The sequence below is a fragment of the Variovorax sp. Soil_C_26 genome (genome assembly GCF_057657075.1).
Window position 1 is genome coordinate 125915 of sequence record NZ_JBDGJC010000009.1, and the last position, 15721, is coordinate 141635.

Sequence of the window (15721 nt, forward strand, 5' to 3'; positions counted from 1 at the left end):
AGGTTTCACCGGTCCGCGAGCGTGGACTCGGGGCGTTCGAGCACGCTGTAGCCGCGCTTCCAATGCAGGCGCATCACCTGGACCGAGCGCCAGGTCATCGCCGCAAATCCGAACAGGCACAGCGCGTAGACGATGTTCATCGGCGCATCGACGATGGTCATGCGCGTGTTGTTGCCGATCTTCAGCATCATCTGCACCGTCATGACGACCGCGGCCGCGAAGAAGGCCGTGCGCAGCACATCGACCGCGCGCGAGAGCCAGCGTCCCATCGCCGCGGGCATGTGGCGGTAGAAGAAGTCGACCTGGATCTGGTTGTTCTTCGCCACCCCGATTGCCGCGCCGACGAACACCACGCCGATCAGCATGTAGCGCGCCACCTCCTCGGTCCAGGCGGCCGAGTCGTTCAGCACGTAGCGCGTGACGAACTGGTAGAACACGGTGAGCCCGAGCGCCCAGAAGATCGCCAGGGCGATCCAGCCCTCTGCGATCGTGTCGGAAAGATCGACGACCTCGTCTTCCGCATGGAAGTGGCCGTCGTCGTCGATGATCTTCTGTTCGGTCAACACAGTCTCCTAAGCGCCCGGCGAGCGGAGCGAGGTCTTTTCGGGAGACACCGCGGAACCGGCTTTGCCGGGCCGCTGGTGTCGCCCCCTCGAGGGGGAGGCGGCTACACGCAGTGAGCCGCTTCGGGGGTGTTACTTGATTGCAGTGATGCGGTCGTAGTCCTGCTGGCGGTAGCCGTGGTCGGTCGGCTTGGTGTTCTTCAGCACGGCTTCGCGGAACGCGGCCTTGTCGACCGTGATCACGTTGAGGCCCTTCTTCTTGAACTCGTCCACCAGGCGCGCTTCCGAGGCGATGACCTCGCGGCCCGTCTTCTCGGCGGCCTCCTGCATCACGTCGGTGAAGATCTTTTTCTCGTCGGCCGACAGCTTGCCCCAGAGCTGGCCCGAGACAATGGTCAGGAGCGAGTCGACGATGTGGCCCGTCAGCGAGATGTTCTTCTGCACCTCGAAGAACTTCTTGGCCTCGATGGTGGGCAGCGGGTTCTCCTGCGCGTCGACCGTGTTGTTCTGCAGCGCGAGGTAGACCTCGGCAAACGCGATCGGCGTGGCGTTGGCGCCCAGTGCCTTGGGGAAGGCCAGGTAGGCAGGCGCATCGGGCACGCGGATCTTCAGGCCCTTCATGTCTTCGGGCTTGGCCACCGGGCGGGCCGCGTTCGAGGTGACGTGGCGCGCGCCGTAGTAGTTGAGCGCCGTGATGTGGTTGCCTGTCTTGTCGTCGTAGCCCTTGGCGAGTTCCTTGAAGACGTCGCTCTTGGCGTACTTCAGCTGGTGCTCGGCGTCGCGGAAGATAAACGGAAAGTACGACACGGCCAGCGGCGGATAGCTGCGGCCCGCGAAGCTCGCGCCCGACAGGATGATGTCGACCGTGCCGAGCGTTAGGCCCTGGTTGATGTCGGCTTCCTTGCCCAGGCTCGAGGCGGGGAACACCTGGATGTCGTACTTGCCGTTGGTCCGCTTCTTGATCTCTTCGGCGGCCCAGACCGAGTACTTGTGGAAAGGCTCCGAGGTTTCGTACACGTGGGCCCACTTGAGCTTGGTCTGCGCGGCGGCGATGCCGGCCGTGCCCAGCGCGGTGGCGGCCAGGGCGCAGGCGGCAATGGCTTTGAGGATGTGGCGTTTGCTGTTCATCGGTTTGTCTCCGTTGTGTGGATGAGAAAGAAATGCTGGCGGGTCAGGAGGCTTTCGCGCGGCGCCAGCTCGCGCTGAATCGGTGGTGGGAGTTGTCCATGTGGGCGTGCATCGCGGCGCGCGCGGCCTCGGCGTCGCGGGCGGCGATCGCGTCGCGGATCGCCTCGTGCTCGGCGATCGCCGAGCGCCACGAGGCCACCGTCTCGAAATACCCGCCCAGCCGCGTGAAGATCGGGCCGTTGCGCGAGTCCCAGAAGCTCTGCACCGTTTCGACCAGCACCGCATTGCCGCTGGCGCCGACGATGGCCAGGTGGAACGCACGGTCGCCATCGAGCGGCAGCACCTCGCGATCGGCAAGCTCGCACATCGTCCTGATGGCGCGGCTCATTGCATCGACATCCTTGCGCTTGCCCTGGACGGCAGCGATGGCGGCGGTCTCGCCCTCGATCACGCGGCGCGCGCGGATCAGCTCGAGCGGGCCCCATTCGGTGGGCGCCACCGGCTTGCTCGCGCGGTGCGTGCGGTCGAGCACATAGACGCCCGAACCGGTGCGCACCTCGACCCAGCCCTCGACCTCGAGCGCGATCAGCGCCTCGCGCACCGACGGCCGGCTCACGCCCAACTGCTTGGCCAGGTCGCGCTCGGCCGGTAGCCGAGCGCCCACGGCAAACTCGCCCTGCCCGATCAGCGCGCGAAGCTGGTCGGCAATCTGGCGGTACAGGCGCTGGGGTTCGACGGTCTGGAGCGGCACGGTGGACGGTTAAGGGTTGTCCTGAATTGGACAAGTGGTAAGACCAATTCAGAATACGATCCGCACCGCGCCGTCGCCATCGGGCCAAACCCTGAACACCGCCTTGCAGGTGCCCCACTTTTTCCATTCAAGGAGACATGCATGAGACTCAAGGGCAAGACCGCGCTGGTCACGGCCGCCGGGCAGGGCATCGGCCACGCGAGCGTGCTCGCGATGGCGGCCGAAGGCGCGGAAGTCTGGGCGACCGACGTCAACGAGCAGCTGCTCGAACGCTATGCGGGCGTTGCCAACGTGCGCACCGCCCGCCTCGACGTGCTCGACCGGACGGCGATCGACGCCTTCTTCGCGCGCGTGCCCACACTCGACGTGCTGTTCAACTGCGCGGGCGTGGTGCACAACGGCACCGTGCTCGACGCTACCGACCGCGACCTGGAATTCGCGTTCAGCCTCAATGTGCGCGCGCAGTTCTGGACCATCCAGGCGGCGCTGCCCGGCATGCTGGCGGCCGGCCGCGGCAGCATCATCAACATGGCGAGCGTCTGCTCGAGCATGAAGGGCCTGCCCAACCGCTTCGTCTACGGCACCACCAAGGCCGCGGTGCTCGGCCTCACCAAGAGCGTGGCGGCCGACTTCGTGGCGCGCGGCATCCGCTGCAATGCCGTGTGCCCCGGCACGGTCGACACGCCCTCGCTCGGCGAGCGCATCAACGCCAATGCCGATCCCGACGCCGCGCGCCTGGCATTCATCGCGCGCCAGCCGATGGGCCGGCTCGCGCAGGCCGAGGAGATCGCGCCCGTGGTGGTGTTCCTCGCGAGCGACGAGTCGGTGTTCGCCACCGGCCAGGCCTTCACCGTCGACGGCGGCATCACGATATGAACCGGCTCGACTTCGACGGCCGCCATGCGGTGGTGACCGGCGGCGCCACCGGCCTGGGCTACGGCATCGCCGAGCGGCTCATCGCCTCGGGCGGCAGCGTCACGCTGTGGGACCGCGACGAAGCCGCCGCCGCCAAGGCTGCCGCTGCGCTGGGCCCCAATGCCTTTGCCGTGCAGGTCGACGTGGCCCAGCACGATTCCGTGGTTCGGGCGTTGGCCGACACGCTCGCGCAGTCGCCGCGCATCGACGCGCTGGTCAACAGCGCCGGCATCACCGGCCCCAACACCAAGCTGTGGGACTATCCCGTGGACGACTGGCGCCAGGTGATGGAGGTCAACATCAACGGCGTGTTCCTCTGCTGCCGCGAAGTGGTCGCGCAGATGCGCACACAGGGCTACGGCCGCATCGTCAACATCGCTTCGGTGGCCGGCAAGGAGGGCAACCCCAATGCCAGCGCCTACAGCGCGAGCAAGGCCGCGGTGATCGCGCTCACCAAGTCGCTCGGCAAGGAACTGGCCGACACCGGCATCCGCGTCAACTGCGTGACGCCCGCTGCGGTCAAGACCGCCATCTTCGACCAGATGACGCCCGAGCACATCGCGTTCATGCTCTCGAAGATTCCCATGGGCCGCTTCGGCACCGTGGAGGAAGTGGCCGCGATGGTCGGCTGGCTTTGCACCGAAGATTGCGCGTTCGCCACCGGTGCGGTCTTCGACCTTTCCGGCGGCCGTTCGACCTATTGAGTATTTTTTCGATTCCCCAAGAAAGGACAGCATGAAACTCGTTCGCTATGGCAACCCCGGCAAGGAGAAGCCCGGCCTCATCGACGACGAAGGCCGCCTGCGCGACCTGAGCGCCCTGGTCGCCGACATCGGGCCCGACCAGCTCGGCGACGCCGCGCTGGCGAAGCTGCGCCGGCAGAAGATCGACAAGTTGCCGCTGGTGCGCGGCAAGCCGCGCTTCGGCTGCCCGGTTGCCAACGTCGGCAAGTTCATCGCCATCGGCCTGAACTACGCCGACCACGCCGCCGAGTCGGGCCTGCCGATCCCGAAGGAGCCCGTGGTCTTCATGAAGGCCACCAGCTGCATCCAAGGCCCGAACGATCCGGTCATGCTGCCGAAGAACTCGGTCAAGAGCGACTGGGAGGTGGAGCTCGGCGTGGTCATCGGCGCGCGCGCCAGCTACGTGTCGCAGAAGGACGCGCTCGACTACGTGGCCGGCTACTGCACCATCAACGACGTGAGCGAACGCGAGTTCCAGATCGAGCGCGGCGGCACCTGGGACAAGGGCAAGGGCTGCGACACCTTCGGCCCGATCGGCCCCTGGCTCGTCACGCGCGACGAAGTGCCCAACCCGCAGAAGCTGTCGATGTGGCTCGACCTCAACGGCAAGCGCATGCAGACGGGCAGCACCAAGACCATGATCTTCAGCATCGCCAAGATCGTGAGCTACCTGAGCCAGTTCATGACGCTGATGCCCGGCGACGTCATCACCACCGGCACGCCGCCCGGCGTGGGCCTGGGCATGAAGCCGCCGCTCTACCTGAAGAAGGGCGACGTGATGACGCTGGGCATCGAAGGGTTGGGCGACCAGCGGCAGGACGTGATTCCGTTCAAGCGCTGACGCACGACCCGCTGCGCGCGCCTCATCAGCGCAGCGCGCGCAGCAGCGCGTCGTACACCAGCCGCACGCGCGCCGGCACCGGCGCGCGCTGCGAGCGGTAGACATGGATCGGCCAGGGCTCGGGCGCCTCGGCCTCGAGCACCGCCACCAGCTCGCCCGACGCCATCAGCGGCTCGGCCAGTGGCGCCACGAGCTGGCCGAAGCCCAGGCCCGCGCGCACCGCGGCGCATTCGGCATCGACGTCGTCGGTCACGAACGCGGGTGCGGTGATCGGCATCTGCCGCCCCTTGCTGAAGAACCATGACCACGGCCGGCCCGCACTGCGGTCGATCAGTCCCGTGAGCGGCAGCCGCGACAGCGCCTCGAGCGTGTCGGGCACGCCGGTGCGCGCCACCAGGGCCGGCGCCGCCACCACGTAGAGCGCCATCTTCCCCACCACGCGGGTGACGAAGCGCGCATCGCGCACCGGACCGGCGCGCACGCCGATGTCGATCTGTTCGTCCACCACGTCGGCATGCTGCTCGGACAGCCGCAGGTCGAGCACCAGCCCCGGGTGGTCCGCGAGCATCGGCGCCAGCGCCTCGGGGATCAGCCGGCGGCCGAACACGTTCGGCGCGGTCACGCGCACCGTGCCCGCATGCTGCGAGAGGGCGCGCCGGTCGGTGCGGTGGAACAGCGCATCGACCCCGCCGACCGCCGTGCGCGCACGCTGCGCGAGCTGGCGGCCGAAGTCGGTGAGCTGCACGCCGCGCGTGCTGCGATGGAACAGCGGCTCGCCGAGCTCGTCCTCGAGCTCGCGCACCGCCCGCGTGACGACCTGCGGCGAGACCGACAGCCGCACCGCGGCCTCGCGGAAATTGGCGGCATCGGCGGCGGCGCAGAACACGCGGAGGGCTTCGAGGCGGTTGCTCATGAATGTTCCTGATTCTGGAATTTTGAAGTCGTGCAAGTTTCATTTACGGGAATGCGTGGATTTTCCACACTGCATGCACCTCTTCAACTTCTTCAAGGAATTTCCCATGACATCCGTTCAAGACAACATCCGCGGCAAGGTCGCCATCGTCACCGGCGCGAGCAGCGGGCTCGGCGAATCCACCGCGCGCCACCTCGCGCAGCGCGGCGCCAGGGTGGTGCTCGCGGCCCGCCGCACCGACCGGCTCGACAAGGTCGTGGCCGAGATCCGCGAGGCCGGCGGCGAGGCGATCGCGGTGGCGACCGACGTGTCGAAGCGCGACGATCTCGAGCGGCTGGCCGCCGCCACGGTCGAGGCCTTCGGCCGTATCGACGTGCTGGTCAACAACGCGGGCGTGATGCCGCTGTCGCCGATCGAGCGGCTGAAGGTCGACGAATGGAACCGCACCATCGACGTCAACATCAAGGGCGTGCTCTACGGCATTGCCGCGGTGCTGCCGCGCATGCAGGCGCAGGGCAGCGGCCACATCGTCAACATCTCGTCGATCGCGGGGCTCAAGGTGTTCACGCCGATCGGCACGGTCTACAGCGCCACCAAGCATGCGGTGCGTGCGATCTCCGAGGGGCTGCGCGTCGAGGTGGGCGACAGCGGCATCCGCGTGACCATCGTCTCGCCCGGCGCGATCGAGTCGGAGCTGAAGTTCGGCACCACCGATGCCGAGACCGCCGCCGGCGTGCAGGCCTTCTACGAGGCGAGCCAGATCCCGGCCGATTCGGTGGCGCGCGCGGTGGTCTACGCCGTCGAGCAGCCTGCCGACGTGGACATCAACGAAGTGGTGCTGCGGCCGGTATCGCAGGCGTTCTGAGCGGCGCGGGCCACCGCCCGCCGGCCACTGCGATTAACCTAGAAAAACCGAAGGTTAATCGGCCTCAAATCCGGGAAGCCCCTGCAAAATAGAACGACCGTTCGTTTTATTTGAGGTTCCCGATGTCCGTCACCGCAGTCTCCGCCAAGCCGCGCGCCGCCCAGAAGGGCCAGCAGACCAAGGCCGTGATCGTCGACGCCGCGCTCGCGCTGGCGGCCCAGATCGGGCTCGAGGGCCTGTCGATCGGCGCGGTGGCCGAAATCACCAAGATGAGCAAGTCGGGCGTGTTCGCCCACTTCGGCTCGCGCGAGGAGCTGCAGATCTCGGTGGTGCGCGAGTATCACGCACGTTTCGAGCAAGAGGTGTTCTATCCCGCGCTCGAGGCGCGGCGCGGCCTGCCCCGGCTGCGCGCGATGTTCGCCAACTGGATGAAGCGCACCTCGGCCGAGATCGACTCGGGCTGCATCTACATCAGCGGCGCCTCCGAGTTCGACGATCGCCCGGGCCCCGTGCGCGATGCCCTCGTGGAGTCCGTCAGCATCTGGCAGGCCGCCGTGCTGCGCGCCATCGTGCAGGCCAAGAGCGAAGGCCACCTGCGCGCCGATGCCGACGAGCGGCAGATCGCCTTCGAGATCCACGGCCTGATCCTTGCGCTGCACTACGAAGCGCGCTTTCTGCAGGTGCCCGGCTCGATCGCGCGCGCCAACGTCGGCTTCGACAACATCCTCGCGCGCGCGGCCACGCCCGAAGCGCCGCCCGCTGCTGCTGCCGCCAAGCCTGCCGCACGCCGCCTCAAGACGGTGCGCTGAGCGGCCACGATTTCGCTTTCTCGCTTTTCCCCTTCTTTTTTTACCCAGCTTCGACCAGGAGAGTCCCGGATGCCGACCTATACCCCACCCGTGCGCGACATGCAGTTCGTGCTGCACGAGATGCTGAACGTTTCCGACGAGCTCAAGGCACTCCCGGCCCATGCCGAGACCGACGCCGACACCATCAACGCGGTGATCGAGGAAGCCGGCAAGTTCGCGGCCGAGGTGACCTTTCCGCTCAACATCAGCGGCGATGAAGAGGGTTGCACGCTCGACAAGGCGACGCACGAGGTGAAGACGCCCACCGGCTTCAAGGAGGCCTATGCCAAGTTCGTCGAAGGCGGCTGGCCGGCGCTCTCGTGCGACCCTGAACATGGCGGCCAGGGCCTGCCCTACGTGGTCAACCAGTGCCTGTATGAAATGCTCAACAGCGCCAACCAGGCCTGGACCATGTACCCGGGCCTCTCGCACGGCGCCTACGAGGCGCTGCATGCCTACGGCACGCCCGAACAGAAGAAGACCTACCTGCCCAAGCTCACGAGCGGCGAGTGGACCGGCACCATGTGCCTGACCGAGCCGCATTGCGGCACCGACCTGGGCCTGCTGCGCACCAAGGCCGAGCCCCAGCCCGATGGCACCTACCGCATCACCGGCAGCAAGATCTTCATCTCGGCCGGCGAGCACGACATGGCCGAGAACATCATCCACCTGGTGCTGGCCCGCCTGCCCGACGCGCCCAAGGGCAGCAAGGGCATCAGCCTGTTCGTGGTGCCGAAGTTCCACGTCAAGGCCGACGGCGCGCTCGGTGATCGCAACCCGATCTTCTGCGCCGGCCTGGAGCACAAGATGGGCATCCACGGCAACGCCACGGCGCAGATCGTGATCGAAGGCGCCACCGGCACGCTGGTGGGCGAACCGCACAAGGGCCTGGCCGCGATGTTCGTGATGATGAACGCCGCGCGCCTTGGCGTGGGCAACCAGTCGCTGGGCCTGACCGAAGTGGCCTACCAGAACGCACTGGCCTACGCCAAGGACCGCCTGCAGATGCGCTCGCTCTCGGGTGTGAAAGCCAAGGACAAGGAAGCCGACCCGATCATCGTGCACCCCGATGTGCGCAAGATGCTGCTCACCGCCAAGGCCTACGCCGAGGGCGGCCGCGCGCTGCAGATCTTCTGCACGCTGCTGCTCGACAAGGCGCACCACCATCCCGACGAGAAGGTGCGCAAGGACTCCGACGAGATCGTGGCGCTGCTCACGCCGATCGTGAAGGCCTTCATCACCGACAACGGCCACATCGCGACCAACACCTGCATGCAGGTGTTCGGCGGCCATGGCTTCATCAAGGAATGGGGCATGGAGCAGTTCGTGCGCGACAACCGCATCAACATGATCTACGAAGGCACCAACACCGTGCAGTCGCTGGACCTGCTGGGCCGCAAGATCCTCGGCAACAACGGCGCGTCGCTCAAGAAGTTCGGCAAGCTCGTGGCGAAGCTGGTCGAGGAAGAGGGCGTGAACGAGAAGATGGCCGAATTCATCAATCCGATCGCGGGCCTCGGCGACCAGCTCACCAAGTTCACGACCGAGATCGGCTTCAAGGGCTTTCAGAACCCCGACGAAGTGGGCGCCGCCGCGGTGGACTACCTGCGCGTGGCCGGGCATTTCGTGTTCGGCTACCTGTTCGCGCGCATGGCGCAGGTCGCGCTGCGCGAGATCGCCGCAGGCAATGCTGATCCCTTCTACGTCGCCAAGCTGCAGACCGCGCGCTTCTACTTCGCCAAGCTGTTCCCCGAGACCGCGACGCTGATGCGCACCGCGCGTGCCGGCAGCAAGGTGCTGATGGACACCGACGCCGCGCTGGCCTGAGCCGACCATGAAAAAAGCAATGCTCGCAGCCGTCGTGCTCGCCGAGGTCTCGTCCGCGGCCATGGCCCAGGCCACGCCCGTGGGCCTGTGGCGCAACGTTGACGACAAGACCGGTGAGGCCAAAGCCGAGATCCGAATCGCCGAAGCCAACGGCGCACTCGTCGGGCGCATCGAGAAGTCGTTGAAGAAGGATGCGAAGCCCGACGCGGTCTGCGACGAATGCAGCGACGACCGCAAGGGCAAGCCGATCGCGGGTCTCGAGATCGTCCGCGGCGGCCAGAAGGCCGAGGGCAAGGACGTCTGGGAAGGCGGCCGGATCCTCGACCCCGAGAACGGCAAGGAATACCGCGCGAGCTTCACGCCCATCGATGGTGGCAAGAAGCTCGAGGTGCGCGGCTACCTCGGTCCGTTCTGGCGCACCCAGACCTGGAACCGCGTGCAGTAAGCCTGCTGCACGCAACCCATCCAAGAAATACGAAGCAACATGTCCCGATTTCAAGTGAAAAAGGTCGCCGTGCTCGGCGCCGGCGTGATGGGCGCGCAGATCGCCGCCCACCTCGTCAATGTGCGCGTGCCCGTCGTGCTGTTCGACCTGGCCGCTAAAGAAGGCCCGAAGAATGGCATCGTCTCGCGCGCCATCGACAACCTCAAGAAGCTCAAGCCCGCGCCGCTCGGCGACGTCGGCGACGCGGTGCTGATCGAGCAGGCCAACTACGACGACGACCTTGCCAAGCTCGGCGAGTGCGACCTCATCATCGAAGCGATTGCAGAGCGCATGGACTGGAAGCTCGATCTCTACAGGAAGATCGCGCCGCACGTGGCCAAGCATTCGATCCTGGCCTCGAACACCTCGGGGCTGTCGATCACCAAGCTCAGCGAGGCATTGCCCGAGACGTTGAAGCCACGCTTCTGCGGCATCCACTTCTTCAACCCGCCGCGCTACATGTTCCTGGTGGAGCTGATCAACACGCCCACCACCGAGCCGCAGGTGCTCGACGACCTCGAGGCCTTCGTCACCAGCACGCTCGGCAAGGGCGTGGTGCGGGCGCACGACACACCCAACTTCATCGCCAACCGCGTCGGCATCGCCGGCATGCTGGCCACGCTGAAGGAAGTCGAGAAGTTCGGCCTCACGCCCGACGTGGTGGACGACCTCACGGGCAAGAAGCTGGGCCGCGCAAGTTCGGGCACCTTCCGCACGGCCGACGTGGTGGGCCTGGACACCATGGCCCACGTCGTCAAGACGCTGCAGGACAACCTGAGCGCCGAGACCGATCCGTTCTACGCCAACTTCGCGACGCCGCCGGTGCTCGCCAAGCTGCTCGAACTCGGCCACCTGGGCCAGAAGACCAAGGCCGGCTTCTTCAAGAAGGTCGGCCGCGACATCCTGCGCTTCGACCAGGCCAGCGGCGAGTACGTGCCCGGGGGCGCCAAGGCCGACGAGGTCTACGGCCGCATGCTCAAGAAGCCCGCGGGCCAGCGCCTGAAGCTGCTGCGCGAGGCCGAAGGGCCGCAGGGCCAGTTCCTCTGGGCGATCCTGCGCGACGGCTTTCACTATGCCGCCGTGCACCTGGCCGAGATCGCCGAGAGCGCGCGCGACATCGACTTCGCGATGCGCTGGGGCTTCGGCATGAAGCAGGGCCCGTTCGAGCTCTGGCAGGAAGCCGGCTGGGCACAGGTCGCGCGATGGATCCAGGACGACATCGATGCGGGCAAGGCATTGAGCACCGCGCCGCTGCCGAAATGGGTGTTCGAGGGCCCGGTCGCCGAGGCCGGCGGCGTGCACACGCCCGAAGGTTCGTGGAGCGCGTCGCAAGGCAAGTTCGTGCCCCAACGCAAGCTGCCGGTGCACGCGCGCCAGCTGTTCCCCGAGAGCGTGCTCGGCGCCGACGCGACCGATGCGAACACCGCGGGCACCACGATCAGCGAAGAGGGCGACGTGCGCGTCTGGACGCTCGACGGCGAGGTGCTGATTGCCAGCATCCAGTCGAAGATGCATGCGATCAGTCCCGACGTGGCCGAGGCGCTCGGCGCCGCGGTCGAACTGGCCGAAGCCGAATACAAGGGCCTCGTGATCTGGTCGCCCGACGAGATGTTCTCGGTCGGCGCCGACCTGCAGGCGATGCTGCCGGCCTTCGTCGTCGCCGGGATCGGTGCGGTCGAAGGGGCCGAGGAAGAGCTGCAGAACGTGATGCTCAAGATCCGCTACGCCAGCGTGCCGGTGGTGTCGGCCGTGCGCGGCATGGCGCTCGGCGGCGGCTGCGAGCTGGCGGTGTATTCGGCCAGGCGCGTGGCGGCGATGGAAAGCTACATCGGCTTGGTCGAAGTGGGCGTGGGCCTGATCCCGGGCGCAGGCGGCCTGACCTACATCGCGCGCCGCGCGGCCGAGAACGCCGCGGCCTCGACCGGCAGTGACCTGCTGCCGTTCCTGACCGAAGGCTTCACCGCCGCCGCGATGGCCAAGGTCGGCACCGGCGCGCTCGATTCGAAAAAGCTCGGCTACCTGCTCGACAGCGACGTGATCGTGCCCAACAAGGACGAGCTGCTGTACGTGGCGCTGCAGCAGGCCAAGGCCATGGCCGATGCCGGCTGGCGCCCGCCGCTGCGCCGCAGCTTCCGCGTGGCGGGCCGCAGCGGCGCCGCGACGATCAAGGGCCAGCTCGTGAACATGCGCGACGGCGGCTTCATCAGCGCGCACGACTTCCACATCGCGAGCCTGATCGCGCACGTGGTCACCGGTGGCGACGTGGATGCCGGTTCGCTGGTGACCGAGGAATATGTGATGGCGCTGGAGCGCAAGGCGTTCTGCTCGCTGATCGTGCATCCCAAGACGCAGGAGCGGATCATGGGGATGCTGAGCACGGGGAAGCCGGTGCGCAACTGAGTCGGCAAAGACCATGAGCGAAGACCTCGATCCGTCCGGTTCCCTCTCCCGCTTGCGGGAGAGGGCCAGGGTGAGGGCGAGAGCGCTTCGCGGAGCCCCGACCGACGCCGAATCGCTACTCTGGTTTCATTTGCGCGATCGCCGCCTCGGCGGCTTCAAGTTCCGTCGCCAACGACCTATCGGCCCTTACTTTGCCGACTTCGCATGCCTCGAAACGAAGTTGGTCGTCGAACTGGATGGCGGACAGCATGCAGAAGCTGCTGCCTACGACGAGCGTCGTACACGCTTCATCGAAGCGCAAGGCTACCGGGTTCTTCGCTTCTGGAACAACGAAGTGCTGACGCAGACCGATGCTGTTCTCGAACGGATCCTGCTGGCGCTCCAAGACGGCAACCCTCACCCCAGCCCTCTCCCGCAAGCGGGAGAGGGGGCAAGACAAGATACAAGGACTGAAAAGCCATGAAACAAACCCAAGACGCCTACATCGTCGCCGCCACCCGCACCCCCATCGGCAAGTCCCACCGCGGCTACTTCCGCAACCACCGCCCCGACGACCTGCTCGCGACCACGCTCAAGGCCGCACTCGCCGCGGTGCCCAGCCTCGACCCGCAGGCCATCGAAGACATCATCTGCGGTTGCGCGATTCCAGAAGCGCAGCAGGGCCTCAACGTCGCGCGCATCGGCGCGGTTCTGGCGGGCCTGCCGACCAGCGTCGGCGGCATCACCGTCAACCGCTTCTGCGCCTCGGGGCTGTCGGCCGTGCAGATGGCGGCCGACCGCATCCGCGTGGGCGAGGCCGACGTGATGATCGCGGCCGGGGTCGAGAGCATGAGCATGGTGCCGATGATGGGCAACGCGCCGTCGCTTTCGCCGTCGATCTTCGAACGCGACGGCGACGTCGGCATTGCCTACGGCATGGGCCTCACGGCCGAGAAGGTCGCGCAGCAGTGGAAGGTCGGCCGCGAGGCGCAGGACGCGTTTGCGCTCGCCTCGCACCAGAAGGCACTGGCAGCGCAGAAGGCCGGCAAGTTCGCCGACGAGATCACGCCGATCGAGGTGACCGACCGGGTGCCGAACCTCGAGACCGGCGAGTCGGTCGCGACCACGCGCACGGTGACGCTCGACGAAGGCGCGCGCCCCGACACGAGCCTCGAAGGCCTGGCGAAGCTGCGCACCGTGTTCGCCGCGCGCGGCACGGTCACGGCCGGCAACAGCTCGCAGACGTCCGACGGCGCAGGCGCGCTGATCCTCGCGAGCGAGAAGGCGGTCAAGCAGTTCGGACTCGTGCCGCTCGCGCGCTTCGTGAGCTTCGCGAGCAAGGGCGTGCCGCCGCACATCATGGGCATCGGCCCGATCGAAGCCATTCCGGCCGCGCTGCGCTATGCCGGCCTGAAGCACGAGGACATCGACTGGTTCGAGCTCAACGAGGCCTTTGCGGCGCAGTCGCTCGCGGTGATCGATACGCTGGGGCTCGACCCGTCGAAGGTCAACCCGATGGGCGGCGCGATCGCGCTCGGGCATCCGCTCGGCGCGACCGGGGCGATCCGCTCGGCGACGGTGGTGCATGCGCTGCGGCGCGAGAAGCTCAAGTACGGCATGGTCACGATGTGCGTGGGCATGGGCCAGGGCGCCGCGGGCATCTTCGAACGCGTCTGACGGCCATGCAGGCACACCCGCACAAGCTCCCGGTCGACGGCGGCAGGCAGCAGATCGCGGTGCGCCACTACGCGCCCACGGCCGCGGCCGAGGCGCGCGCGAGCATCGTCATCGGCGGTGCGATGGGCGTGCGCCAGTCGTTCTACGAGCCGTTCGCGCGCTGGCTCGCCGCGCAGGGGTTCAGCGTTTGGACCTTCGACTACCGGGGCTCGGGCGATTCGCGCGCGGGTGCTTCGCTGCGGGGCTTCGACGCCGACCTCTTCGACTGGGCGCGCGACTACGAAGCGGTGGTCGATGCCGCCAAGGCCGCGCTGCCTTCGCAGCCGCTCTACCTGCTCGGCCACAGCCTCGGCGCGCAGCTGCCGGGCTTGCTGCAGCGGCCAGAGCAGGTCGACGGCCTGGTGAGCATTGCCGCGGGCAGCGGCTACTGGCGCGAGAACGCGCCGCGCCTGAAGCGCAGCATCCTGTATTTCTGGTTCGTGCTGGTGCCGCTGGCGACCCGGCTCTGGGGCTACTTTCCGGGCCGCCGGCTGCGCAAGGTGGGCGACCTGCCGCGCGGCGTGATCCTGCAATGGCGCCGCTGGTGCCTCGACCCGCGCTACAGCGTGGGCGCCGAGGGCGAGCGCGCGGCGCGCAGCTACAGCCGCGTGCGCTTCCCGGTGCTGGCGCTGTCGATGACCGACGACGAACTGATGACGCTGGCCGGCACGCGCAGCCTGCTGAGCTTCTACGACCAGGCGCCGCGGGCGATGGAGCGCATCGCGCCGGCCGACGTGCAGGCGTCGCGCATCGGCCATTTCGGTTTCTTCCGCGAGCAGTTCAGCGCCACGCTCTGGCCGACCACGGTCGACAAGCTGCACCGGCTCGCGGCGATCACTGCGCCGTCGCTGGCGGGCGTCCCGCAGACGACTGCATGAGTCCACCCACCGGAGGCACACTGCGACCATGACGAGCACCCATCCCTTCGACAAGGCCCTGGCGCTGCAGCACAGCGACCTGCGTGCCGGCCACTTCACCGGCGCCACGAGCGCCGAATACTGGAACATGGTGGGGCCCTTCGGCGGCGCCACCGCGGCCATCGCGCTGCAGTCGGTGCTGCAGCATCCCGACCTGCTCGGCACTCCGCTCGCGCTGACGGTCAACTTCGCGGCCGCCCTCGTGGCCGGACCGTTCGACGTGCAGGCCACGGCCGTGCGCACCAACCGCTCGACGCAACACTGGACGGTGCAGATCACGCAGCCCGGTGCCGACGGCACGCCGAACATGACGACCACCGCCACCGTGGTCACGGCCGCGCGGCGCGAGACCTGGAGCCAAAGCGACCTGCCGATGCCCAAAGATGTGCCGCGGCCCGAGTCGGTCGAGCGCTTCAGCATCGGCCCGGCCGGCGTCGCCTGGCTCGATCGGTACGAGATGCGTCCGGTCAGCGGCTTCATCCCCACGCAGTGGGACGGCAGCGAGCAGCGCAGCGAAAGCCTCTACTGGCTGCGCGAGGCCGAGCCGCGGCCGCTCGACTTCGCCTCGCTCGCGGCGATGAGCGATGTGTTCTATCCGCGCGTGTGGCTGCGCCGCGCGAAGCATGTGCCCGCGGGCACGGTGTCGATCACCACCTACTTCCATGCCGGTGCCGCGCAGTTCGCCGAGGTCGGCACCGGCTACCTGCTGGGCCGCGCGACGGGCCAGCAGTTCTTCAACGGCTTCTTCGACCAGGCCGCGCAGCTCTGGAGCCAGAATGGCGTGCTGCTCGCCACCTCGAACCAGATCGTCTACTACAAGGAATAGACACC

At 67.5% G+C, this 15721-nt stretch carries 16 protein-coding genes; 12 read left to right on the forward strand and 4 right to left on the reverse strand.

The annotated features are described in order from the left end of the window. Positions 1–5: 5 nt before the first annotated feature. From AC3A6G_RS22730 to AC3A6G_RS22740, 3 genes are all read right to left on the reverse strand, one after another. Complete coding sequence (locus AC3A6G_RS22730) at positions 6–563, reverse strand: TRAP transporter small permease (protein WP_487865364.1); 558 nt, start codon at positions 561–563, stop codon at positions 6–8. 132 nt (positions 564–695) lie between these two features. Continuing rightward, positions 696–1691 carry a sialic acid TRAP transporter substrate-binding protein SiaP gene (locus tag AC3A6G_RS22735; RefSeq protein ID WP_487865365.1) on the reverse strand — a complete coding sequence of 332 codons (996 nt, stop codon included), beginning with the start codon at positions 1689–1691 and terminating at the stop codon, positions 696–698. A gap of 43 nt (positions 1692–1734) precedes the next feature. Next, entirely contained in the window at positions 1735–2442 is a 708-nt protein-coding gene (locus AC3A6G_RS22740) for a FadR/GntR family transcriptional regulator (RefSeq protein WP_487865366.1), read from the reverse strand. A gap of 141 nt (positions 2443–2583) precedes the next feature. Between AC3A6G_RS22740 and AC3A6G_RS22745 the strand changes: the two genes are divergently transcribed. From AC3A6G_RS22745 to AC3A6G_RS22755, 3 genes are read left to right on the forward strand one after another with little or no spacing between them, the layout of a single operon-like run. After that, on the forward strand, positions 2584–3318 hold the full coding sequence (locus AC3A6G_RS22745; protein WP_487861795.1) for an SDR family oxidoreductase: 735 nt from the start codon (positions 2584–2586) through the stop codon (positions 3316–3318). Further along, complete coding sequence (locus tag AC3A6G_RS22750; protein ID WP_487865367.1) at positions 3315–4061, forward strand: SDR family NAD(P)-dependent oxidoreductase; 747 nt, start codon at positions 3315–3317, stop codon at positions 4059–4061. Before AC3A6G_RS22745 ends, AC3A6G_RS22750 begins: the two co-directional genes overlap by 4 nt. A 31-nt stretch (positions 4062–4092) precedes the next feature. After that, a complete protein-coding gene (locus tag AC3A6G_RS22755) occupies positions 4093–4941 on the forward strand; it encodes a fumarylacetoacetate hydrolase family protein (RefSeq protein WP_487861793.1) in 849 nt (282 codons plus the stop codon). Between the two features lie 25 nt (positions 4942–4966). Here AC3A6G_RS22755 and AC3A6G_RS22760 read toward each other — a convergent pair whose 3' ends face one another. Beyond that, positions 4967–5854, reverse strand: a complete 888-nt coding sequence (locus AC3A6G_RS22760; protein ID WP_487874627.1) for a LysR family transcriptional regulator — start codon at positions 5852–5854, stop codon at positions 4967–4969. A gap of 106 nt (positions 5855–5960) precedes the next feature. On the opposite strand from AC3A6G_RS22760, the gene AC3A6G_RS22765 reads away from it, so the two are divergent. The 9 genes from AC3A6G_RS22765 to AC3A6G_RS22805 all read left to right on the forward strand — a co-directional run bounded on the left by AC3A6G_RS22765 (position 5961) and on the right by AC3A6G_RS22805 (position 15716). Further along, positions 5961–6719 carry an SDR family oxidoreductase gene (locus AC3A6G_RS22765; RefSeq protein WP_487861791.1) on the forward strand — a complete coding sequence of 253 codons (759 nt, stop codon included), beginning with the start codon at positions 5961–5963 and terminating at the stop codon, positions 6717–6719. A 122-nt stretch (positions 6720–6841) separates the two neighbouring features. Beyond that, a complete protein-coding gene (locus AC3A6G_RS22770) occupies positions 6842–7528 on the forward strand; it encodes a TetR/AcrR family transcriptional regulator (RefSeq protein ID WP_487874628.1) in 687 nt (228 codons plus the stop codon). 69 nt (positions 7529–7597) lie between these two features. Continuing rightward, positions 7598–9394, forward strand: a complete 1797-nt coding sequence (locus tag AC3A6G_RS22775; RefSeq protein WP_487874629.1) for an acyl-CoA dehydrogenase C-terminal domain-containing protein — start codon at positions 7598–7600, stop codon at positions 9392–9394. A gap of 7 nt (positions 9395–9401) precedes the next feature. Next, on the forward strand, positions 9402–9839 hold the full coding sequence (locus tag AC3A6G_RS22780; protein ID WP_487874630.1) for a DUF2147 domain-containing protein: 438 nt from the start codon (positions 9402–9404) through the stop codon (positions 9837–9839). A gap of 39 nt (positions 9840–9878) precedes the next feature. Further along, positions 9879–12278 (forward strand): 3-hydroxyacyl-CoA dehydrogenase/enoyl-CoA hydratase family protein, encoded by a 2400-nt coding sequence (locus AC3A6G_RS22785; RefSeq protein WP_487874631.1) that lies wholly within the window; start codon positions 9879–9881, stop codon positions 12276–12278. A gap of 13 nt (positions 12279–12291) precedes the next feature. Continuing rightward, complete coding sequence (locus AC3A6G_RS22790; protein ID WP_487874632.1) at positions 12292–12741, forward strand: endonuclease domain-containing protein; 450 nt, start codon at positions 12292–12294, stop codon at positions 12739–12741. Further along, positions 12738–13934 (forward strand): acetyl-CoA C-acyltransferase, encoded by a 1197-nt coding sequence (locus AC3A6G_RS22795; RefSeq protein ID WP_487874633.1) that lies wholly within the window; start codon positions 12738–12740, stop codon positions 13932–13934. Before AC3A6G_RS22790 ends, AC3A6G_RS22795 begins: the two co-directional genes overlap by 4 nt. Before the next feature lie 5 nt (positions 13935–13939). Continuing rightward, positions 13940–14851 carry an alpha/beta hydrolase family protein gene (locus tag AC3A6G_RS22800; protein WP_487874634.1) on the forward strand — a complete coding sequence of 304 codons (912 nt, stop codon included), beginning with the start codon at positions 13940–13942 and terminating at the stop codon, positions 14849–14851. 28 nt (positions 14852–14879) lie between these two features. Then, on the forward strand, positions 14880–15716 hold the full coding sequence (locus AC3A6G_RS22805) for an acyl-CoA thioesterase (RefSeq protein WP_487874635.1): 837 nt from the start codon (positions 14880–14882) through the stop codon (positions 15714–15716). Positions 15717–15721 lie beyond the last annotated feature (5 nt).